16 protein-coding genes are annotated in these 21,978 nt (G+C 69.7%); 5 read left to right on the top strand and 11 right to left on the bottom strand.

What is annotated here, in order from left to right:
- Positions 1–47: 47 nt before the first annotated feature.
- Both ASE34_RS17405 and ASE34_RS17400 read right to left on the bottom strand, forming a co-directional pair.
- Positions 48–872 (bottom strand): hypothetical protein, encoded by an 825-nt coding sequence (locus tag ASE34_RS17405; RefSeq protein WP_233277247.1) that lies wholly within the window; start codon positions 870–872, stop codon positions 48–50.
- Positions 873–876: 4 nt separating this feature from the next.
- Positions 877–1,437: an acyl-CoA thioesterase gene (locus tag ASE34_RS17400; protein WP_056280685.1), complete on the bottom strand. Its 561-nt coding sequence runs from the start codon at positions 1,435–1,437 to the stop codon at positions 877–879.
- 130 nt (positions 1,438–1,567) lie between these two features.
- On the opposite strand from ASE34_RS17400, the gene ASE34_RS17395 reads away from it, so the two are divergent.
- Complete coding sequence (locus ASE34_RS17395; RefSeq protein ID WP_053097837.1) at positions 1,568–2,074, top strand: GNAT family N-acetyltransferase; 507 nt, start codon at positions 1,568–1,570, stop codon at positions 2,072–2,074.
- Between the two features lie 110 nt (positions 2,075–2,184).
- Here the strand turns inward: ASE34_RS17395 and ASE34_RS17390 are convergent, their stop codons facing one another.
- The 3 genes from ASE34_RS17390 to ASE34_RS17380 are packed head-to-tail and all read right to left on the bottom strand — an operon-like array spanning position 2,185 to position 5,637.
- Entirely contained in the window at positions 2,185–3,885 is a 1,701-nt protein-coding gene (locus tag ASE34_RS17390; RefSeq protein ID WP_056280643.1) for a cytochrome b/b6 domain-containing protein, read from the bottom strand.
- Positions 3,886–3,887: 2 nt separating this feature from the next.
- On the bottom strand, positions 3,888–4,859 hold the full coding sequence (locus tag ASE34_RS17385) for an electron transfer flavoprotein subunit alpha/FixB family protein (protein WP_056280640.1): 972 nt from the start codon (positions 4,857–4,859) through the stop codon (positions 3,888–3,890).
- A gap of 1 nt (position 4,860) precedes the next feature.
- Entirely contained in the window at positions 4,861–5,637 is a 777-nt protein-coding gene (locus ASE34_RS17380) for an electron transfer flavoprotein subunit beta/FixA family protein (protein WP_053097843.1), read from the bottom strand.
- Between the two features lie 133 nt (positions 5,638–5,770).
- On the opposite strand from ASE34_RS17380, the gene ASE34_RS17375 reads away from it, so the two are divergent.
- From ASE34_RS17375 to ASE34_RS17365, 3 genes are read left to right on the top strand one after another with little or no spacing between them, the layout of a single operon-like run.
- The gene (locus tag ASE34_RS17375; RefSeq protein ID WP_053099260.1) at positions 5,771–6,307 is read left to right on the top strand and encodes a MarR family winged helix-turn-helix transcriptional regulator; all 537 of its coding nucleotides are present in this window, start codon (positions 5,771–5,773) and stop codon (positions 6,305–6,307) included.
- A 1-nt stretch (position 6,308) separates the two neighbouring features.
- On the top strand, positions 6,309–6,779 hold the full coding sequence (locus ASE34_RS17370) for an SRPBCC family protein (RefSeq protein ID WP_053097845.1): 471 nt from the start codon (positions 6,309–6,311) through the stop codon (positions 6,777–6,779).
- Entirely contained in the window at positions 6,776–7,219 is a 444-nt protein-coding gene (locus ASE34_RS17365; protein WP_056280637.1) for a YdeI/OmpD-associated family protein, read from the top strand. The genes ASE34_RS17370 and ASE34_RS17365 overlap by 4 nt, the downstream gene beginning before the upstream one ends.
- Before the next feature lie 121 nt (positions 7,220–7,340).
- Here ASE34_RS17365 and ASE34_RS17360 read toward each other — a convergent pair whose 3' ends face one another.
- Genes ASE34_RS17360 through ASE34_RS17345 form a run of 4 tightly spaced genes read right to left on the bottom strand, consistent with a single transcriptional unit; the run spans position 7,341 to position 11,777 of the window.
- Positions 7,341–8,117 (bottom strand): enoyl-CoA hydratase-related protein, encoded by a 777-nt coding sequence (locus tag ASE34_RS17360; protein ID WP_053097849.1) that lies wholly within the window; start codon positions 8,115–8,117, stop codon positions 7,341–7,343.
- A 44-nt stretch (positions 8,118–8,161) separates the two neighbouring features.
- The gene (gene mmsB, locus ASE34_RS17355) at positions 8,162–9,070 is read right to left on the bottom strand and encodes a 3-hydroxyisobutyrate dehydrogenase (RefSeq protein WP_056280634.1); all 909 of its coding nucleotides are present in this window, start codon (positions 9,068–9,070) and stop codon (positions 8,162–8,164) included.
- On the bottom strand, positions 9,067–10,248 hold the full coding sequence (locus tag ASE34_RS17350) for an acyl-CoA dehydrogenase family protein (protein ID WP_056280631.1): 1,182 nt from the start codon (positions 10,246–10,248) through the stop codon (positions 9,067–9,069). The genes mmsB and ASE34_RS17350 overlap by 4 nt, the downstream gene beginning before the upstream one ends.
- Before the next feature lie 26 nt (positions 10,249–10,274).
- Complete coding sequence (locus ASE34_RS17345; protein ID WP_056280628.1) at positions 10,275–11,777, bottom strand: CoA-acylating methylmalonate-semialdehyde dehydrogenase; 1,503 nt, start codon at positions 11,775–11,777, stop codon at positions 10,275–10,277.
- Positions 11,778–11,946: 169 nt separating this feature from the next.
- On the opposite strand from ASE34_RS17345, the gene ASE34_RS17340 reads away from it, so the two are divergent.
- Positions 11,947–13,986, top strand: a complete 2,040-nt coding sequence (locus ASE34_RS17340; protein ID WP_056280624.1) for a beta-galactosidase — start codon at positions 11,947–11,949, stop codon at positions 13,984–13,986.
- A 65-nt stretch (positions 13,987–14,051) separates the two neighbouring features.
- Here the strand turns inward: ASE34_RS17340 and pulA are convergent, their stop codons facing one another.
- Positions 14,052–20,084, bottom strand: a complete 6,033-nt coding sequence (gene pulA / locus ASE34_RS17335) for a pullulanase-type alpha-1,6-glucosidase (protein WP_162253871.1) — start codon at positions 20,082–20,084, stop codon at positions 14,052–14,054.
- 407 nt (positions 20,085–20,491) lie between these two features.
- A complete protein-coding gene (locus ASE34_RS17330) occupies positions 20,492–21,676 on the bottom strand; it encodes a thiolase family protein (protein ID WP_056280621.1) in 1,185 nt (394 codons plus the stop codon).
- Positions 21,677–21,978 lie beyond the last annotated feature (302 nt).

Here is a 21,978-nt window from a genome sequence, read left to right as displayed (position 1 = left end):
ACGCGCGGGCGGGCGACACGAACTGCGACCGGAAGAGGTGGAACCGCTCAGAGCGCGGCGATCATCTCGTCGTATCCCTCGCGGAACGTCGGGTAGTCGAGATCGCCGAGGAACTCCTGCAGCAGATGCCCGTCGAGCACCGTCCCGCCGCCGACCTCGGGGTCGAGGTGCGGCGGCGGCTCGACGCCGAGCCGGGTGGCGATATGCGCGACCACGTCCCCGAGCAGCACCGGCTCCCGATCGACGGCGTGGATCAGCGGCGGCGCGGAGTCGGCGCGCAGCATCGCCTCGAGCAGCCGCACGAGGTCCGTCTCGTGGATCCGGTTCGTGCGACGCGTGTGGTCGACCGGTGCCGCCTCTCGCACCCGTCGGATGAGGAAGTCGCGTCCCGGGCCGTAGATGCCGGCGGGCCGCACGATACGGGCACCGAACAGCTCCATGGCCAGCTGCTCGCCCTCGACCAGATCGCCGCCTCGCTCGCTCGAGACCCGCGTCGCGTCGCGCTCGGTCAGCGGTGTCTCGCCAGGACGCCCCTCGAACACGCGCGTCGATGACACGAACACGACCCGCTCCGGCATCGACGGCAGGGCCTTCGCGAGCCCGCGCAGCGCCGGTGGATAGATCGAGTCGCCCTCGGTGCTGGGCGGCAGCGTGATCACGACCGAGTCGAAGGCCGGAAGGTCACGGTCGAGCGGATGCCGCAGGTCCGCCTCGATCGTCGGGAAGGGCAGCTCCCCTGCACTCCGGCGCATGGCCGTGACCTGTGCGCCCTGCTCGACGAGCCGCTCGCCGAGTCGCACGCCGAGCTTGCCGCATCCCACCAGCAGCACCGAGCCCGGTGCGCGCGTCTCGAGACCCCACGGATCGGTCACGGGGTCAGTTCCACACGCTCGGCGCGGAGGTGCGCACGGGAGGCAGAGCGGATGCCGCGGCCCAGTCGTGCACCCACGGATCGATCTCGGGCACGCCCTCGGGCTTGCCCACTGCGGCGAACAGCTCTTCGTTGCTGACCGTGCCTCCGGTGCGGCGCAGCATCCGCGAGCGCACGATCACCCGCGCGTAGATCTCGCCGCCGACGACGGCTCGGTGCTCGAGGAACACGGCCTTGTCGTCGTGTCCGATGAACCGGGACTGCACCTCGAACCGCTGCCAGAGCTGCAGGGACTTGCGGAAGGTGACGGTCTCGCTCGACACGACGGCGTACCAGCCGCGCTCGTTCATCGCGTCGAACAGCCCCGTGCGGATCAGCAGGTCCCAGCGACCGAGGTCGAACAGCGACAGGTAGCGACCGTTGTTCATGTGGCGCAGGATGTCGATGTCGGTGGGGAGCGTCGTCAGTGTGATGCTGCTGACGGAGCCCGCGTCGAGGGTCTTGCCTCGCCGCACGCGGCGACGGGCGGAGAGGATCACGAGGAGAGTGCGCCAGATCACGTTCACGAGCACTGATCGTAGCCAGCGACGAACGATTCGCGAACATCGTTGTGCGATGTCTCCAGCGGCATATCGGTGCTGCGGGAACGCTTCCGTTCGATTTCCTCTTCGCGGACCCCGCGCGTAGAGTCGCGATATGAGCGCCGAAGCCCAGCCTGAAGTCATCGTCCGTCCGGTCCGTGATGTGGATGCGGAAGCCCTGGGTCGCGTGCACGCGCAGTGCTGGCACGAGACCTACGACCACCTGATCAGCAAGGCAGCCCTCGAGAAGGTCTCGCCCCGCCGCATGGCCGAGCTGTGGACGCACTGGGCCTCGCAGGGCCCCGAGTTCACCATGCGCGCCGCGCTCGTCGACGGAGAGATCGTCGGGTTCGTCGGCTCCGGCCCCGCCCGCGACAAGGACGCCCCGGCGTTCCGCGAGCTGTACTTCATCTACCTGCTCGACGCGTACCACTCCACGGGCATCGGCCAGAAGCTGTTCGACGCCGCCGTCGAGAAGGACGAACCTCTCTACCTGTGGGTCGCGGAGGACAACCCCCGCGCCCACCGCTTCTACACGCGCAACGGATTCACGCTCGACGGCGCCAGCCACACCGAGCCGTTCCTCGGCGAGACGCTGACCGAGGTGCGCTTCGTGCGCTGAGCCCGCGCCTCGTGGCCCTCGCGCTCACGTTTTCGCATGAACGGCCCCCTGCCTCAGGCAGGGGGCCGTTTCGCTGCGTCGGAAGCAGTCTGGGCTGAATCGTGGACGCGTCAACGTCCGGAGACGGTGCCGAACAGCTTCGCGATCGGGGCGATGACGAGCGGCCGGGCGGCGACCCAGCCGAGGGCGATCACCACGAGGGATGCCACGAAGACCCAGAACCCGGTCCAGCCGACGGCGTCCGAGGAGGCGTACATGTGGTTGAGGTTGCGCAGGAACCCGGTGAGGAACACCAGCGCGACGTGGCCGATGATGAACACCACGAAGTAGATCATGATCGGGAAGTGCAGCGCGCGGGCCCACTCGATCGGGTAGGCCTTCGAGAGACGCTCGGCCTTCTTCGGCCACATCCCCGACATGCGGAACCCGGTCGCCGCCGCCAAGGGAGCCGCGACGAACACCGTGACGAAGTAGGCCAGCTGCTGCAGGCTGTTGTAGTTCACCCAGCCGTGTTCGGTCGGCCAGTCGAACGACACGTACTGCAGCGCGGCCGACAGCGCGTTGGGGATGACCTCCCAGCTCGTCGGCACGATGCGCGCCCAGTGTCCGGTGACGAACAGCAGCACCACGAAGATCACGCCGTTCACGAGCCAGAGGATGTCGAGCGCCTGGTGGAACCAGATCGTCAGGCTGACCTTGCCCTTGGGATCGTTGCGCGGGGTCCAGAACGCGGTCGGGCGCTTCTCGTTGCGGATGCGGAGGCCCGACCGGATGATCAGCACCATCAGGAACACGTTGAAGAAGTGCGCCCAGTTGGTCCACGGGGCGAACCCCGGTTCGACGGCGACGGCCGGCTCGTATTCGCCGGGGAACGCGGCGAGGAAGTCCTGCATGAACGGGAAGCTCAGCAGCGCCCGCACGAACGCCACGGCAGCGGCCGCCAGGATGCCGAGCGCCGCGGCGCCGAGGAGGACGGCGATCGCCTGGGTCCAGGTCGGCCGAGGTCGGTCGGATGCCGGAGCGGTCGCCGTGACGTGCCGAGGCGCACTGCCGTTCCAGACGGTGCGGGGAGCGGGCAGCGGGATCGAAGGATCCCCGAGCGCGAACGCGGCGGCGGTGGCGACGGCCGTGGTGGGTGCGGATGCCGGAGCGGCGGCCGGTGCGGATGCCGCGACCTCGGGGGCTGCATCCGCGGAGGCATGGGCATCCGCGGCTGCCGGGGCGTCCGCGGCGATGGAGGAGGCCGCGTCCGAGGCGACTGCGATCAGCGGAACGGTATCCGCCGGGGGCCACGGATCTCCGCCGGCGACTCGCGGCAGACCGCGACGCACGGATCCCGTCTGCGCGACGACCGGGGCCGACTCAGGCGTCGGCTCGTCGAGCGTGGACGGCGAGGCGGACCGGGTCGGCACGTCTGCCGCGGCGTCGGTGGCAGCATCCGCCGGCTCCGGCCTCGAAGACGATGTCCGCGCCGCGGCAGCGCCTGCGCCTGCGCCTGCGACAGCCGCCACGCTCGCGGGAGGCCACGGTTCGCCACCCGGCGTGCGCGGAAGGCCCCGGCGAAGGGACGCGCCACTCGCCGCAGACGGCACCGCGTGCTCGACGACCGAGGACTCGGGCTCCGGCACGGTAGCCACCGGAGCGGCAGCCGCCGGGGCGGCCTCCTCCGACTCATCGAGCGAGGTCGACGGCGCCGAGAGCGGCGATGCGTGCTCGGCATCCGCAGGCGCCTCAACGGCGATGTCGCCGGGAGGCCACGGCTCGCCGCCGGGAACGCGCGGGAGCCCGCGCCTGAGCATCCGCGTCGCCATGGCTACTTCTTCCGCGCCTCGAGGGCCGCGATCACCTGCGGGACGATCGTGAACAGATCGCCGACGATGCCGAAGTCGGCGACGTCGAAGATCGGCGCCTCGCCGTCCTTGTTGATCGCGACGATGTTCTTCGCCGTCTGCATGCCCGCGCGATGCTGGATCGCACCCGAGATGCCGAGGGCGACATACAGCTGCGGCGAGACCGAGACGCCCGTCTGACCGACCTGATGCGACTGGGGGATATAGCCGGCGTCGACCGCCGCGCGCGAGGCGCCGACCGCTGCGCCGAGAGCGTCGGCGAGCTCTTCGACGAGCACGAACTTCTCCTTCGAGGCGAGGCCGCGACCACCCGAGACGACCCGCGTGGCGCCGCGCAGCTCAGGCCGCGTCGACGTGGACTCGACGGCCTCGACCGCGCCGACGGTCGCCCCGACGGTGCCGGATGCCGACACGGAGAGCGCGTCGATCGTCGGCGACTCCACCGCCTCGGCTCGCGCGTCGACCGCGCCCTGACGCACCGTGATGACCGGCGCGCCGAACGTGGGAGCCGAGTCGGTGAGGTACGCGCCTCCGTAGACGGAGTGGTGGGCGACGATGCCCTCGTCATCCCTCGAGAGGCCGACGGCGTCGACCGACAGCGCCAGCTTCGCGCGCACGGCGAACCTCCCGGCGACATCGCGTCCGCTGATCGAGTTCGAGATCAGCACAGCATCCGGCCGCACCTGCTCGAAGGCCGCGTGCAGTGCATCGACGATCGGCACGGTGAGCACTGACGGGTCGCCGTCGGCCGTGAGCACGACCGACGCTCCGGCCGCGGCGACCTGAGCCGCCGCGTCTGCGGACCCTCCGACGACGAGCGCGACCGGAGCGCCGACGGTCGAGGCCGCGCCGATCAGTGCCGCCGTGCTGCTGGCGGGGTTGCCCGCGGGGTCGAGGTCGACGAGGACGAGGATGGGGTTCTCGGGGTAGGTCATGTCACACCAGCCTGTTCTGCACGAGGTACTCGACCAGCTTCTCGGCGGCATCGCCCTCATCGACGATCTTCACGCCGGCCGCGCGCGGCGGCTTCTCGGCGACCGACGTCATGATGGTGCGCGGTGCGGCCGCCGGGTCCGCGGAGACACCGAGGTCGTCGAGGGTGAGCACCTCGAGCGGCTTCTTCTTCGCCGCCATGATGCCCTTGAAGTTGGGGAAGCGCGCGTCGGGCAGTGCCTCGGTGATCGAGATCACCGCCGGGAGGGATGCCGAGATCGGCTGCGCTCCGGCATCCGCCCCTCGGGTTCCGGTGATGCCGTCCGAGGAGATCTCGACCGAGGTCAGCGCCGTCGCCTGCGCCCACCCCAGGTGCTCGGCGAGCATCGCCGCCATGACGCCGCCCGAGCCGTCGGTCGACAGGTTGCCGGTGATCACCAGGTCGGGTTCGCCGCGACGGATCGCCGCGGCCAGCGTCTCGGCAGTGAGGCCGAGGTCGGCCCCCGCGAGCTGCTCGTCGGCGATGTGCACTGCGGAGCCTGCGCCGATCGCGAGCGCTCGGCGCACCGATGCCGTCGAGCCGCCAGGAGCCATCGCGACCGCGACCACCTCGGTGCCCTCGTTCTTGTCGGCATGGCTCAGCGCGACCTCGAGCGCGCGCTCGGTGATCTCATCGAGCACCACGTCGCCGGCACCTCTGTCGGCGAGGCCGGTCTCGAGGTTCAGCTTGCGGTCGCCATAGGTGTCCGGCACCTCTTTGACCAGGACGAAGATCTTCATCGATTGCTCCTCACGACTGCGTCGATTCTAGTCCCTTGATACTGAGTTCCACCCGACGAGCGACTGAGGACCACCAGTCGGCTCCCGGGTGCCGGGTCCCGGCTGCAGCGACGCGATGGCCTACCGTAGAACCGTGAACCGACCGCGTCCGCTGCCCGTCGATCCGCTCGCCGAGGCGAAGCGGCAGTGGCTCGCGCACGGATGGACCGATGCCGCCGACGGCATGACCGTCGTCACCTCCGTCATGCGCGCGCAGCAGCTGCTGCTCGCGCGGGTCGACGCGACGCTCAAGCCCTTCGCGCTCAGCTTCGCCCGATACGAGATGCTGCGTCTGCTGGCGTTCAGCCGGTCGGGCCGACTGCCGCTGTCGAGCGTCGTCGCCCGACTGCAGGTGCACGCGACGACCGTCACGAGCACCGCGGAGCGCCTCGTGCGCGACGGACTCATCGTGCGCGAACCGCACCCGCACGACGGCCGTGCGGCACTGCTCGCCCTGACCGAGTCGGGCCGAGAACTGGTCGCTCGCGCCACGGACGCCCTGAACGCCGATGTCTTCGCCGACCCGGGGATGAGCCGCGAGGATGCCGCCGAGCTCGTCGCGATCGTCGCCCGCATGCGCAAGGCCGCCGGCGACTTCACCGACCCCAGGCCGCAGCCCGAGCCGCTCTGACATGGCCGCGTTCGTGCTCGAGACGGTCATCGCCGCACCGCGTGAGACGGTGTTCGCAGTCGCTCTCGACCCCGGGATGCACCTGCGGTCGATGGCGCGATACCGGGAGACCATGATCGAGGCTCCCGCCGGCGGCGTGTTCACGGAGGGGTCGACCGTCACGTGGCGAGCACGGCACTTCGGCATCCCGTTCCGGCTGCGGACGATCGTGTACGACGTCGACCCGCCGCGTGGGTTCCGCGATCGGCAGCTCTCCGGGCCGTTCGGAGCGTTCGAGCACGAGCACGTGTTCGAGGAGCATCCGCAGGGAACCCTGGCCCGCGACACGATCGTCTTCCACTCGCCGTTCGGTCCGATCGGACGCCTCGTCGACCGTCTGATCCTTCGCGAGTACATGCGACGCCTGATCGAGGAGCGCAACGCCCACCTGGCATCCGAGGCCGAGGGACGCGGGCGTACACTGCCGGCATGAGCGAACTGCGCCTGCACACGATCCTCGAAGGCCGTGGCCCCGCCGCCGCGATCATCCTCACCGACGAGCAGGTCGCCTCGTTCGGAGCGGGGAAGGCGTTCCCCGTCGCGGTCACGATCGGAGGACGCACCGCCCGTCTGCGCCTGGCCCGGATGGGAGGTGCGAACATGATCGGCTTCAGCAAGGCTGTGCGCACCGACCTCGGCGTCGAGATCGACGAGGAGGTCGATGCGGTGATCCGGCTGGATGCGGCCGAGCGCACTGTCGAGGTGCCCGCCTCCCTCGCGGAGGTGCTCGACGCCGACACCGCGCTGCGCGCCGCCTTCGACGCGCTCCCCTATTCCGTGCGCAAAGAGCACGCCCGCTCGGTGGCGGAGGCCAAGCAGGATGCGACCCGCGAGCGGCGCGTCGCGAAGATCGTCGACGCGCTGCGCGGCTGAGGTCTCCCGCCGCCTGCGTGCAGGCTCTGCTCCATGACTCCGGAGATCCGAGGGGGCTCGGGCTTGCCGGCGGGTGCTCGGCACGGAACGGGCGCAGTCCTCCGGAGTTATGGAGCGGCGCTCAGCGGTTCTGGAAGTCGGGCGCACGCTTCTCCCGGAAGGCGGACATGCCTTCCTTCTGGTCTGCGGTGTCGAACAGCTCGGCGAACGCCCGCTTCTCGTGGGCGAGGCCATCGGCGAGCGTCGTCTCCATCGCCGCGTCGAGCGCGGCCTTCGCGGCGAACACCGACGGCAGCGATTTCGACGCGATGGTCTCGGCGAGCCTCGTAGCCTCGGCGAGGAGGTCGGATGCCGGCACGACGCGCGACACGAGGCCGGAGCGCTCCGCCTCCTCGGCGCCCATGAACCGACCGGACAGCACGAGTTCGGCCGCCTTGTAGTAGCCCACGGCACGGATGAGCCGCTGCGTGCCGCCCATGCCGGGAATGACGCCGAGGTTGATCTCGGGCTGCCCGAACTTCGCGGTGTCGGCGGCGAGGATGATGTCGCACATCATCGCGAGCTCGCATCCTCCCCCGAGTGCGAACCCCGAGACGGCGGCGATCACGGGCGTGCGCACCGCGGCGAACTCATGCCAGACGCCGAAATGATCGGTCTCGAGCATCTCGGAGGCCGACATGCCCTCCATCTCCTTGATGTCCGCGCCGGCGGCGAACGCCTTCTCAGACCCGGTCACGACGATGGCGCCGACCCCGTCGTCGAGGTCGAAGGCTACCGCGGCCGCGGTGACCTCGTCGGCGAGGCGACTGTTCAACGCGTTGAGCGCCTCGGGGCGGTTCAGGGTGATCCACCCCACACGTCCGCGCTGCTCGACCAGGATCGTCTCGTATTCCGTCATCGTGAAGGCCTCTCCGTCGTGGTCATCTCAGTATCTCGCGCGGCTCACACGCTGCCGTCGCGGATGTCGGTGATGATGCCGGAGAAGTCGCGGGTCGCGCCGTCGCCCGCAGCGAAGGCGGCGTAGAGCTGCTGGGCGAGCCGCCCCATCCGCGCGTCGGTCGACGTCTGCTCGATCGCCTGCAGCGCGAGCCCGAGATCCTTCGCCATCAGAGCACCGGCGAAGCCCGGCCGGTAGTCGCGGTTCGCCGGGCTCGTCGGAACGGGGCCGGGCACGGGGCAGTTGGTCGTGATGGACCAGCACTGACCGGACGCCTGCGACACCACGTCGAACAGCGCCTGGTGCTCGAGCCCGAGCCGCTCGCCGAGCACGAAAGCCTCGGCCACCGCGATCTGCGAGACGGCGAGCACCATGTTGTTGCACACCTTCGCGGCCTGGCCGAGCCCCGACCCCCCGCAGTGCACGATGCGCGTGCCCATGATCTCGAGCACCGGCAGTGCGGCGGCGAAGTCCTCGTCCGAGCCGCCCACCATGAACGCGAGCGTGCCGTTCTCGGCACCGACGACGCCGCCGGACACCGGGGCGTCGACATTGCGATGCCCCGCGGCGAGCGCGAGCGCGTGGGCGGCACGGGCCTCGTCGACCGCGATCGTCGACGACTCGATGAACAGGGTGCCGGGGCGGGCTGCGGCGAGCAGCTCGGTGCGGTACGCGTCGATCACGTGCCTTCCCGCCGGGAACATCGTGATGACGACGTCGACGTCGGCGTCGGCGACGGCGTCCGCTCCGCTGGCCGCGACGGGGATGCCGGCGGCCTGCGCCGCCTCGATCGCCGCGGGCACCAGGTCGAACCCGTGCACCTCGTGCCCTGCGGCGACGAGGTTCTTCGCCATCGGCAGCCCCATGTGGCCGAGTCCGAGGAAGGCGATCCGGACGCTCGACGACTCGCTCATGATGCGCTCCGCATCGAGGCGGATCCCGCCGGTCGCAGCATCTCGCGCCCGACGATCAGGCGCATGATCTCGTTCGTGCCCTCGAGGATCTGGTGCACCCGCAGGTCGCGCACGACCTTCTCGATGCCGTAGTCCTGCAGGTAGCCGTAGCCGCCGTGCAGCTGCAGCGCGCGGTTGGCGACGTCGAATCCGGCATCCGTGGCGAAGCGCTTGGCCATCGCGCATCGCATCGTGGCATCCGGGGCGTGCTCGTCGACCGCCAGCGCCCCGTCGGTCACCATGAGGCGAGCGGCCTGCAGGTCGGTGCGCATGTCGGCGATCGCGAACAGGATCGACTGCTTCTCGGCCAGCGGCTCGCCGAACGCCACGCGCTCGTGCACGTACTGCACCGCCCGATCCAGGGCCCACTGGGCGCCTCCGATGGAGCAGGCGGCGATGTTGAGGCGACCGCCGTTGAGCGCCGACATCGCGATCGCGAAGCCACGGCCCTCGTCGCCGAGCATTCCGGATGCGGGGATGCGCACGCCGTCGAGGATCACCTGACGGGTGGGCTGGGCGTGCCAGCCCATCTTCTTCTCGGGCGCCCCGAAGCTGAGTCCCTCGGCATCGCCGGGAACGAGGAAGGCACTGATGCCCCGGGCTCCCGGCTCGCCGGTACGGGCCATCACCACGTAGACGGCGGCCTCGCCGGCACCCGAGATGAACTGCTTCACGCCGGTGAGGAGGTAGTCGTCCCCGTCGCGCACCGCGCTCGTGGCGACGTTCGCGGCATCGGATCCGACGCCCGGCTCGGTCAGGCAGTAGCCGCCGAACTCCTGCATGGCGGTGAGGTCGGGCAGCCAGCGGCCGCGCTGTGCATCGTCGCCGTAGGTGTCGATCATCCACACCACCATGTTGTGGATCGAGATGTAGGCGGCGACGGCGGGATCGCCCTTAGCGAGCTCTTCGAAGATCGCCACGGTGTCGGAGCGGCTGAGGCCCGTGCCGCCGAACTCCTCGCTCACGTAGATGCCGCCGAGGCCCAGCTCTCCGGCCTTGCCGAGCGACTCGTGGGGGAAGATGTGCTTCTCGTCGCGCTCGGCGGAGAAGGGTGCGAGCTCGGTCTCGGCGAACTCGCGGACGGCGTCGAGAATGGCCTCGCGCTCTTCGGCGGTGGTGGTGACGGTGGTCATTGTCATGTCGATTCCTTGTGGGCGTCGCGAGGTCAGTGCATGGTGGGGATCACGAAGCTGGCGCCGTCGCGGATGCCGGCCGACGGCCAGCGGCTCGTGACCGTCTTGGTCTTCGTGTAGAAGCGGAAGGCATCGGCGCCGTGCTGGTTGAGGTCGCCGAACCCGCTGCGCTTCCAGCCGCCGAACGTGTAATACGCGATCGGCACCGGGATCGGCACGTTGACGCCGACCATCCCGACCTCGACCCGTGCGGCGAAGTCGCGTGCCGCGTCTCCGTCGCGCGTGAAGATCGCGACGCCGTTGCCGTATTCGTGCTCGGATGCCATGCGCAGCGCCTCCTCGTAGTCGGCGGCGCGGGCGATCACGAGCACCGGTCCGAAGATCTCCTCGCGGTAGATCGCCATGTCGGTGGTCACGTCGTCGAACAGCGTCGGTCCGAGGTAGAAGCCCTGCTCATGACCGGGCACCGTGAAGCCGCGACCGTCGGCCAGGAGGGTCGCGCCCTCGTCGACCCCCTGCTGGATGTACCCCTCGACCCGCTCGACGGCAGCCCGGGTGACGAGTGGCCCGTAGTCGACGTCGGAGGCGAGGGACGGGCCGATCCGCAGCTGCGCCACGCGCTGGGTGAGCTTGGCGGCGAGAGCATCCGCCGTCTCCTGACCGACCGGCACCGCGACCGAGATCGCCATGCAACGCTCGCCCGCCGATCCGTATCCCGAGCCGATCAGCGCGTCGACGGCCTGGTCGAGGTCGGCGTCGGGCATGACGATCATGTGGTTCTTGGCGCCGCCGAAGCACTGCGCGCGCTTGCCGTGCGCGGCCGCCGTCGAATAGATGTACTCGGCGATCGGCGTCGAGCCCACGAAGCCGACGGCGCGGATGCGGTCGTCGGTGAGCAGCGCGTCGACGGCCTCTTTGTCACCGTGCACGACGTTGAGGACCCCGGCGGGAAGCCCCGCCTCGAGGAACAGCTCGGCGATGCGCACCGGCACCGAGGGGTCGCGCTCGCTGGGCTTGAGCACCACGGCGTTGCCGGCGGCGAGGGCGGGGCCCGCCTTCCACAGGGGGATCATCGCCGGGAAGTTGAACGGGGTGATCGCCGCCACCACTCCGAGCGGCTGCCGCATCGAGTAGACGTCGATGCCGGCGCCGGCACCCGTCGAGTACTCGCCTTTGAGCAGGTGCGGCGCGCCCGCGGAGAACTCGATGACCTCGAGACCCCGCTGGATGTCGCCCTTCGCATCGTCGACCGTCTTGCCGTGCTCGCTCGCAAGCAGCTCGGCGAGCTCGGTCATCTCGCGCTGCACGAGATCGAGGAAGCGCAGCAGCACCCGTGCGCGCTTCTGGGGGTTGGTCGCCGCCCACTCGACCTGCGCGGCCTCGGCGTTCGCGATCACATCGGCGACCTCCTGCGCGGAGGCCAGCGGCACGCGCGCCTGGACGGATCCCGTGCTCGGATCGAACACGTCGGCGAAGCGCCCTCCCTCGGGGGTGAGGTGCTTTCCGCCTACGAAGTGGGGAATGGTACGAGTCATTGTGCGATGTCCCTTCGCGCCGTCGTTGGCACTATGACGATGGTACTTCGGCATCCGCATATTTACTAGGGCGTCCTTGCAGTTGCGGAAGTACGCCGGACGACTGTGCTGGAAAGCGCTTCCCCGCTAGGGTCGAGAGAGCAGGCCGAACACCCGACCCAGGAGACTCATGCACTACGGCGCCGACTACAACCCCGAGCAGTGGCCGCGAGAGGTGTGGCCGGACGACGTCCGGCTGATGCGCGAGGCCGGCGTGACGCTCGTGAGCCTGGGGATCTTCTCGTGGTCGCGCATCCAGCCGGCCGAGGGCGAGTTCGACTGGGAGTGGCTCGACGAGATCATCGGGCTGCTGCACGAGGGCGGCATCCAGGTCGACCTCGCCACCGCCACCGCATCCCCGCCGCCGTGGGCCTCGACCGCCTACCCCGAGATGCTGCCGCAGGATGCCGACGGCTCGACGTTCTGGCCCGGCAGCCGCCAGGCGTTCGCGCCCTCCTCTCCCGTCTACCGTCGCCTCGCGGCCGAACTCGTCACCGCTCTCGCGGAGCGCTACGCGCAGCATCCTGCCGTCGTGCTGTGGCACGTCAACAACGAGTACGGATGCCATCTGCACTACGACTACTCCGACGCCGCGCGCGACGCGTTCCGCGCATGGTTGCAGCGCAGGTACGCGACGATCGACGCCCTCAACCACGCCTGGGGCACGGACTTCTGGTCGCAGCGCTACACCGACTTCGATCAGATCGTGCCGCCGCGCAAGGCGCCGTACAGCATCAACCCGACCAGCGTGCTGGACTTCAAACGGTTCACCTCCGACACCCTGCTCGAGCTGTACGTGATGGAGCGCGACATCATCCGCGCCGCGGGAGCGACCCAGCCGATCACGACCAACTTCATGGGCGCGTTCCCGCCGGCCGACTACTGGAAGTGGGCGGCCGAGGTCGACGTGATCAGCGACGACAACTACCCCGATCCCAACGACCCCGAGTCGTTCCGCGGGGCCGCGTTCGCACGCGAGCTGATGCGCGGTCTCAAGCCCGGGGTGCCCTGGATCCTCACGGAGCAGTCCACCAATGCCCTGAACTGGCGTCCCACCAACGCCCCGAAAGCACCCGGTCAGATGGCGGCGATCAGCGCGCAGGCGGTGGGCCGAGGCGCCGACGGGATCATGTTCTTCCAGTGGCGGCAGTCGCGCCGCGGCAGCGAGAAGTTCCACTCGGCGATGGTGCCGCAGGCCGGGCTCGACACCCGCACCTGGCGGGAGGTCGTCGAGCTGGGCGGACAGCTCGCGCAGCTCCCCGAGATGCCGGACGTCTCGTCGGGGGCGAAGATCGCTCTCGTCTTCGACTGGGAGAACTGGTGGGCGATCGACGGGCGCGACCACCCGATCGTGCTCGACTACCTGACGCTCTCGCACCGCTGGCATGCGGCGCTGCATCGGCAGAACCTCGCGGTCGACATCGTGAACACGACGAGCGATCTCCGCGGCTATTCACTCGTGGTCGCGCCTCAGCAGTATCTGCTGAGCGATGAGGGCGCCGCGAATCTCACGGCGTATGTCGCGCAGGGCGGCAACCTGTTCGTCTCGGCGTTCAGCGATGTCGTCGACCAGGACGACGCGTTCCGCGAGGGCGGCTTCATCGTCTCGCTGCGGGACGCGCTCGGCGTCGCGCTCGAGGACTTCGGGGCGCTGGTGCCGCCCGAGTCGGTGCGATCGGCCGACTCTGCCGGAGAGGTCGCGAGCCACGCCGTGCCCGACGGGCCGGGCCAGTCGGAGGCGCGAGTGGACGGCCCCGCGGGGACGATCGTCGGCCAGTACTTCGCGGAAGAGCTCCTCGTGCAGGATGCCGAGGTGCTGGGTCGCTTCACCGAGGGTCGCACCGCCGGGCGAGCGGCGTTCACCCGCAAGGCCTTCGGGGACGGCAACGGCTACTACCTCGCGACGATCCCGGACGACGCCGGCATGGCAGCCGTGCTGCGCTGGCTCGCCGTCGAGGCGGGAGTGACCGCCGAGATCGAGGGCCTTCCCGAGCACGTCGAGATCGCACGCCGAGGCGGCATCCTCACCGCCATCAACCACAGTGCGGAGCCGTTGGCGGTCGATGTGCCCGGCCGCGATGTGCTCACGGGGTCGACCGCGGCGCGCCGCGAGCTCGGTGCGTACGGCTGGGCGTTCATCGACACGAGCGGGGTCGACGCGCGGGACTGATCACGCGAGGACGGCCGCGGTCGCGCGGGTCGAGGGGTGCGGCGCGCGGGCCGCACCCCTCGACCTCAATAGACGATCACCGGGAGGCTGCGCGTGCTGCGGGAGTCCTGCCACGGCTCCGTGCCGTCGAAGCGGACCGTGAGCAGGTGCACCCCACGGCTCAGCTTCGGCACCGAGACGGTGACCCTGCCCTTGTCGGAGGGAGCCAGCTCGACCGTGGCGACGACCTTGCCGCGTTCGTGCACCGTCACCGTGCCCACCGGCGCGCTGCCGTCGTCGGCCGCCACGGTGACCTTCACGGTGGCGCTCTTGCCCGACTTCACCAGCAGGTCGGAGGAGGCGCGCACCCGCGTATCGATCGGCTGCACCTGGTCGTCGACCAGCACGGCGACCGACCGGGCGGGGATCGTCACGGTGCCGGTCGCGGCGTCCCAGGTCGTGGTCTTGACCACGGCATCCGCTCCGTTCGCCTGAGCCGGGGTCAGCGCGAACGAACGCCCGGCCAGCCCCGCGACGGTCTGCGTGACCGGCGCAGGAGAGGAGTTGAACGCGACGAGCGCCCCGTCGAGATCGGCGTCGGCGTCGGGACCCGTCAGGTCGTCGATCTGCATCAAGATCACGCCCGGAGCCGCCCCCGCCCCGCCGTTCGGGAACGTGACCTTCTGCTGGATCAGCTCGGCCGAGCCGAGCCGCAGCAGATCGACCTCGTCGCGGATGCGCAGCAGATCGAGAGCGGATGCCTCTGCGGCCGCCATGTCGGCCGCGGCCGGCTTGAGCGCAGGATCGGCGAGCAGCGGCGCCATGATCGGCCACTTCTCCTCGTTGCCTGCCGCGGTCGGCAGCCCCGAGCCGAACGTCGACTCCTGACCGGTCCAGTCGATGCGGTTGAACCAGTCACCGGAGTTGTAGCTGTTGCGATCGAGGGACTTCGACCGCAGCAGCTCGGTGCCTGCGTGCCAGAACGACGGCGACTGCGAGAGCGTCACGGTCGCGAGCTCCAGCGTGTTCATCCGCACGCGGTCGGCCATCGTCGTGTCGACCGGGAGCTTGAGCACCGAGAGGTCGTAGAGCGTCTCGTTGTCGTGCGCATCGACGTAGTTGATCGTCTCGTCCGGCTGATCGGCATAGCCCGCCGCGGAGCCGCGATAGTCGATCGCCTCTCCCGCCGTCACCGAGCCGTCGCTCGTCGTGAACTCGAAGTCGCGCAGATTGCCCGCCAGCCCGAGCTTGACGAGATCGGTCTCGTGGCCGAGGTCGGCGAGCGCCTGCTCGACCGTGCCGTTGATCGGATCGCCGTTCGGGTCGGTGCCGAGACCGGTGCCGAAGCCCTGACGGAACGTCGACGACGAGTCGACCGGGCTGCCGCCGTGCACGGCGTCGCGCAGGCGGTCGTTGAACGTGCCGATGCCGGTGCCTCCCAGCTGCCCCTGGGTGGCCTGCTCGAACAGCGCATCGTCCGCCACCTCGCCGAAGTTCCAGCCCTCGCCGTACAGATGGATCGCCGAACCGTCGACGCCGTCCTTCGCGAGGGTCAGGGCGTCGAGCGCGTCGCGGATCGCCTGCATGTTCGTCGTCGAGTGGTGACCCATGAGGTCGAAGCGGAAGCCGTCGACCTTGTAGTCGCGCGCCCAGGTCACGATCGAGTCGACCATGAGCTTCTGCGCGGCGAGGTGCTCGGTCGCGACGTTCTGGCAGCACGTCGAGGTCTCGACGCCGCCGGCCGCGTTCAGCCGGTGGTAGTAGCCGGGCACGACCTGGTCGAGCACCGACTTCTCGGCCTGACCGGATGCCGCCGTGTGGTTGAACACCTCATCGAGCACGACCTGCAGGTCCATGTCATGGAGAGCGCCGACCATCGACCGGAACTCGCTGACCCTGGCGCCGCCGTCGGCGTCGACCGCGTACGAGCCCTCTGGCGTCGAGTAGTGGTACGGATCGTAGCCCCAGTTGAAGCCGTCGGCATCCGCGACCGCCTGGATGCACGCCTGCTGTGCCGCGTCGGCCGGGCCGAACGAGGCGAGGTCGCAGTCGGGCACCGCCTGCGCTGCGCGGTCCTCCTCGATCGAGGCGATGTCGAAGGAGGGCAGCAGGTGCACGGTGTTGATTCCGGCATCCGCGAGCTGCTTCAGCTGATCGGTGCCCGCGCTGTCGCGGGTGAACGCCAGGTACGTGCCGCGCTCGTCGGCCGGAACCGTCTCGTCGCTGATCGAGAAGTCGCGGATGTGCAGCTCGTAGATCGCCCGGTCGACCGCGCGCTCGACGACCGGCGCTTCGGCCTTCTGCCACTGCTTCGGCTGCCAGGCCTTGTCGTCGAGGTCGATGGCGACCGAACGCCGCGAGTTCAGAGTGAGCGCCGTCGAGTAGGGATCGGTGACCCGGTTCGTCTCGATCGCACCGGTCGTCGGCGCATAGACCACGACCTCCCACAGGAACTCGTCGCCCTTGAGATCCTTGGCGCCCGCGACCGACCAGACGCCGGACGCCGCATCCCACGCGGCCTCGTGCCGAGCGGGGTCGCCCTCGGCGCCCTCGTCCCAGGTGAGAAGGGTCGCGCTCTGCGCCGTCGGCGCCCACAGCCGGAACGTCGGCTTCTTGCCCGAGAACGTCACGCCCAGGTCGACGTCGTCGAGGGCTGCGGCATAGAGATCGTCGAGAACCCCGGCGATCTGCACGCCGGTGAATGCGGAGGGCGCACCCGTCTCGTCACGTTGGACGACCGCGAGCTGCGCGCGCAGCAGTGCCGCCGCATCGGCATCCGTCACCCGCAGGGCGAGGTATCCGTCGAGCGCGGGGAACCGGGCGAGCTGCTCGTCCGTCAGGCCGCCCTCGATCACCTCGAGCGCGATCGACTCGCCACCCGCGATGTCGCCGTCTGCCACCGCGAGCGAGGCGTCCGCCGAGGAGTACAGCTGATAGGCGGCCTTGTCGACAGACCCGAGAGTCGCCGGCCAGGCGATCGTCTCGGCGTCGACCCACTGTGCGCGCTGCTCTCCGGTGCCGGGGAGCTGCGGGTCCGCGCTCACGACCTCGAGGACGTGCGTCGCCAGCGTGTAGCGGAACGACGTCACGCTGCCCTCGGCCGCGCTGAACGAGATGTTCGCGCCGCCCGGCACTCCGTCGGCGCCGTAGTTCTCAGCCCAACTCAGGCCGTGCGCCACCTTGAGCTCGTAGGCTCCGGTGGGGAGGTCGGCGGTCGAGAACTCGTAGACGCCGTCGCGGTCGCCGTCGGCCATGAGGGTGCCGAGGCAGTCGGGAGACCAGTCCGCCGCGCAGCCGAGCTCGTCCTGCAGAGAGCCCGGCAGCGTCACGATGGGTCCGTCGGCCGAGGACTGCACGATGTTCGTGCGCGGGTCGAAGTAGAAGGTGATCGGCCCGCCCGCGTGGGTGAGCGTGACGTTCGAGCCGTCCGGCACACCGTTCGCACCGTAGTTGACGGCCCAACTGCCGTTGATCGCCGCCTTGTACTCGTAGTCGCCGGCCGGCAGATCGAAGGTCCCCTCCCATACGCCGTCGGCGCGCAGGGTCAGCTTCGCCTTCTCGCAGGCAGGGTCCCAGTCGCCCGCACAGCCCATCTCGGAGTTGAGACTGCCGGGCACGGTCACCATGTCGATCGGAGACTCGGGCTCCTCGCCGGCCGTCAGCGTCACGGCGTTGCCGACCGACGCGTACGTCGAGGCTGCGGCGTGGTTGCCCGCGGCATCCGTCGTCACGGCCCGGTATTCGACGAGCGTGCCGTTCGCGAGATCGCGGATGTCGTGGAAGACGCGGGGGTCGGTGTCCTCCGCGGTGCCGAGCGCCTGCCACTCCTCGGAGCCGACGACGCGCCAGGCGAAGCTCGTCTGCGCCCACTGATCGGCGATGTCGGCCTGCACGGCGGACTGTCCGGTGACACCGGCTCCGGCGGCGGGCACGACGACCTCGACGGATGCCGCCTCGGACGGCGCCGTGACGGTCGAGTCGGCTTTCCAGACCACCGCCGACAGAGCCGGCACCGTGATCGAGGCGGCCGCACCGGCATCCGTGGCGAGGGACGCGGCGTCACCGTAGAGCACCTCGTACGAGGCGTCGGCGGTCAGCGTGGTGAGGTCGACCGTCTGCGCGGTGGCGGCGTTGTTCACGGCCACCAGGTATTCGACCTTGTCGTCGGCATCCACGCGGGAGAACGCGTACACACCAGCACCGGACGCCGCGTACCGCTCGATCTGCGCGCCCTCGCTGAGCGCCGGGTTCGACTCCCGGAGCTCTGACAGCGCGGCGATGTGCTCGTAGAGCGCGGCATCCGTCGCATAGCGGTCGACCGAGCCGGCCTGCTCGCCGGTGATGAGGTTCTGATTCGCGTAGTCGGCGACCTGGGTGGCGAAGAGCGACTGCCGGGCGTCCTTGTCGCCGCCGGGGCCGGCGAAGCCCTGCTCGTCGCCGTAGTAGACGACCGGCTGACCCCGGGTGAGGAACATGAGCTCGTGCGCCAGCTCGTCGCGCTCGAGCGGAGCATCCGTCGTCTGGAGGAAGGATCCGACCCTGCCCATGTCGTGGTTGCCGAGGAACGTGGGCAGTGCCGTCGCCGACGAGTCGGGTGTCGTGTAGCGATCGTCGCCCGCGAACAGGGACTGCAGGCCCTTGGCCGAATTGCCCGACGCGTAGCTGACGGCGGAGGACTGGAACGTGAAGTCGAGGATCGAGTTCATGTCGGTGTCTCGCACGTACGGTGCGAGCTTCACGGGGTCGGCGTCGTAGACCTCGCCGAACATGAAGAAGTCGTCGTTGCCCTTCTCGTGCGCGTAGTCGAGGACGTCGGCCGTCCATTTCTCCCAGAACTCGAAGTTCACATGCTTGACGGTGTCGATGCGGAAACCGTCGATGCCGAGGTCGATCCACTTGTCGTAGACCTCGACGAAGCCGTTGACCACCGTCGGGTGCTCGGTCATCAGGTCGTCGAGTCCGCTGAAGTCGCCGTATGTGACCGACTCCCCCGACCAGGTCGAGTCTCCGCGGTTGTGATAGAGCGACGGGTCGTTCAGCCAGGCCGGCACCTTGACGTCGGCCTCGCTGTCGTCGATCACCGGCGTGTAGGGGAAGCTCGTCGCCGGGTCGAGTTCGGGGAACCCGTCGGTGCCCGCGTGGTCGGCCGGGTCGAACGCCGTGCCCGCGGCATCCGTGTAGGGACTCGTCGCCTGGTCGATGTAGGAGTACTGCCCCTCGGCGTAGTCGATGACGTCGGCGGTGTGGTTGGTGATGATGTCGAAGTACACCTTGATGTCGCGGGCGTGCGCGTCGGCGATCAGCGCCTGCAGCTCCTCATTGGTGCCGAGGTGCGGGTCGATGCGGGTGAAGTCGGTGATCCAGTAGCCGTGATAGCCGGCCGAGGCGTTGGCGCCCTCACCCTGCACCGGCTTGTTGGCGAAGCTCGGCGTCAGCCAGATCGCCGATGTGCCGAGCCCCTCGATGTAGTCGAGGTTCTCGCGGATTCCGGCGATGTCGCCGCCCTGATAGAAGCCCTTGTCCGTGGGGTCGAAACCGGTGGTGAGCCGGTCGCCCTCGAGACCGCCGGTGTCGTTGGCCGTGTCGCCGTTCGCGAAGCGGTCGGTCATCACGAAGTAGAACTGCTCGCCGGCACCCGCCTGTCGGGCCGGGCTCGCGATGAGCGCCTCATCGTCGGAGGTGTAGCCGCCACGCAGGTCGGTGGACTCGAGCCCGACGCGCTTGAGCGTGTCGTCGAACGTGAAGCGGAGGGTTGTCGGGCCGGCCACGGTCAGAGGGATGTCGTCGGCCCCGCCGTCGAGCCCGTACGCCTCGTCCCAGCCGTCGTTCACCGCGACTTTGTACTGCCACGTGCCCGCAGGGACCTCGAACTCGGCGGAGTAGATGCCCTCGGCGCCCGTGGGCTCGAGCTCGGTCTCGGTGCAGTCGGGCGCCCAGTCCGCCGCGCAGCCGAGCTCGGACTGCAGCGAGCCCACGAGAGCCACGGTGCGATCGGCCGCCGCGGCGGATGAGCCGCCGAGAGTGCCGGCCGCGCCGAAGCCCGAGACGACGAGCGCGGTGGCGGCGAGTAGGGCGAGCGGACGTGAAGCGGTCGTCTTCGACCGAGCCGACTTGAACAAATGATGCTCCCTGATGGCGGCGGACACGACGACGTGTCCGGAGGCTTGCGAGTGAAGCTAGCAGGGCGGGGTCTATGACTGCAAGCGCTTGCAGTAGTGTTCTGGCGAAAAGTCAGGGGTGTGAATGTTGCTGATGGTCTTAAGTCGCAAACGCTTCCAGGATCGCGAATCCCGGGTGAGGAGGATTTCTCGCCGCGTTCACCGCCCGGACACCTTCGCCGACTACAACTGCAGATGCGCGGACACAGACTCAGACCGGATCGGGTAGTCACGTCATCCGCGCATACGGTGAGCGTCTGCTCCCGAAGAGACCCCCGCCGAATCGGGTCGGCGGGGGTCTTCTCTGTCTTGTCCGGCGAACATCGACCCGGCAGGGGCACAGCGGGTGCCTGATGACTGATGCCGGCCTACAGCCGTTCGATGATCGTGGCGTTCGCCATGCCACCGCCCTCGCACATGGTCTGCAGCCCGAAGCGGCCGCCGACCGCGTCGAGGTGGTCGATCAGGGTGCCGAGCAGGCGGGTGCCCGACGAACCGAGTGCGTGCCCGAGGGCGATCGCCCCTCCGCGCGGGTTGAGCTTGGCGGCATCCGCCCCGAGTTCCGCGGCCCAGGCGAGGGGCACCGACGCGAAGGCCTCATTGACCTCGTAGGCGTCGAGGTCATCGATCGTGAGTCCGGTGCGTTCGAGAATGCGCCGCGTCGCGGGGATCGGGCCGGTCAGCATCATGAGCGGATCGTCGCCGACCACCGTGAACGCGTGGAACCTCGCCCGCGGCGTGAGTCCCAGCTGTTCGGCACGCTCGGCGCTCATCACGAGCGCAGCGGATGCTCCGTCGGTCAGCGGCGAGGAGTTGCCGGGAGTGATCCGCCAGTCGACGTCCGGGAATCGGGCGGCAAGAGCGTCGGTGCGGAACGCGGGGCTGAGTCCCCCGAGCCCCTCGGCCGTCGTGCCGGCGCGCACGGTCTCGTCGCCCGCGGCATCCGGAGCCTCGGCGACCGGGATGACGGTGCGGTCGAAGAATCCCTCGTGCCACGAGGCGGCCGCGCGGCGGTGCGACTCGGCGGCGTACTCATCCAGCGCTGCGCGATCGATGCCCCAGCGCTGGGCGATCAGCTCGGCCGAGACGCCCTGGTTCACGAGTCCCTCGGGGTAGCGCTCACGCAGGCGAGGCGACATCGGCGACCCGCCGGACGCAGACGATCCGAGCGGCACCCGACTCATCGACTCGACGCCGCCGACGATGACCGCGTCATACGCGCCGGCCATGATCCCCTGGGCGGCGAAGTGCACGGCCTGCTGGCTGGACCCGCACTGGCGGTCGATCGTCGTCGCGGGGATCGACTCGTCGAAACCCGCGGCGAGCACAGCCTGCCGCGCGATGTTCGACGACTGGTCCCCCACCTGACTCACGCAACCGAGCAGCACGTCGTCGATCTGCCTCGACTCGAGCCCGCTGCGCTCGAGTATCGCGGCGAGAGCACCCGCCGCGAGGTCGACAGGATGCACACCCGAGAGCGCGCCGCCCGGCTTGCCGCGTCCGACGGGAGTGCGGACGACATCGATCAGGACGGCTTCGCTGCGCGTGCTCATGCCTCCTATTCTCGCCCTGTCGCGGAGTGCGGGGACGGATGCCGCGTCGCTGCCCTGCACCAGCCTCGGCCATGCGCGCCCGCGACGGCCGGATTCCCGGCATCCGGCCGTCGCAGGCGCATTCGGCCTTCTGAAGCACCCGGCATCGGTACCCGGCATCGGCACCCGGCACCCGGCACCCGGCACCCGGCATCGGCATCGGCATCGGCATCGGCATGCACCCCGAGATGCCGTCTTCGCGCGCGGCGAAAAACGACCGGCGCCACCCGGCATCCGAAATACAATCGGATACGCGCCCGCAC

Source organism: Microbacterium sp. Root280D1, assembly GCF_001428975.1.
GTDB lineage: Bacteria > Actinomycetota > Actinomycetes > Actinomycetales > Microbacteriaceae > Microbacterium.
This window is presented reverse-complemented; position numbering and strand designations above follow the sequence as displayed.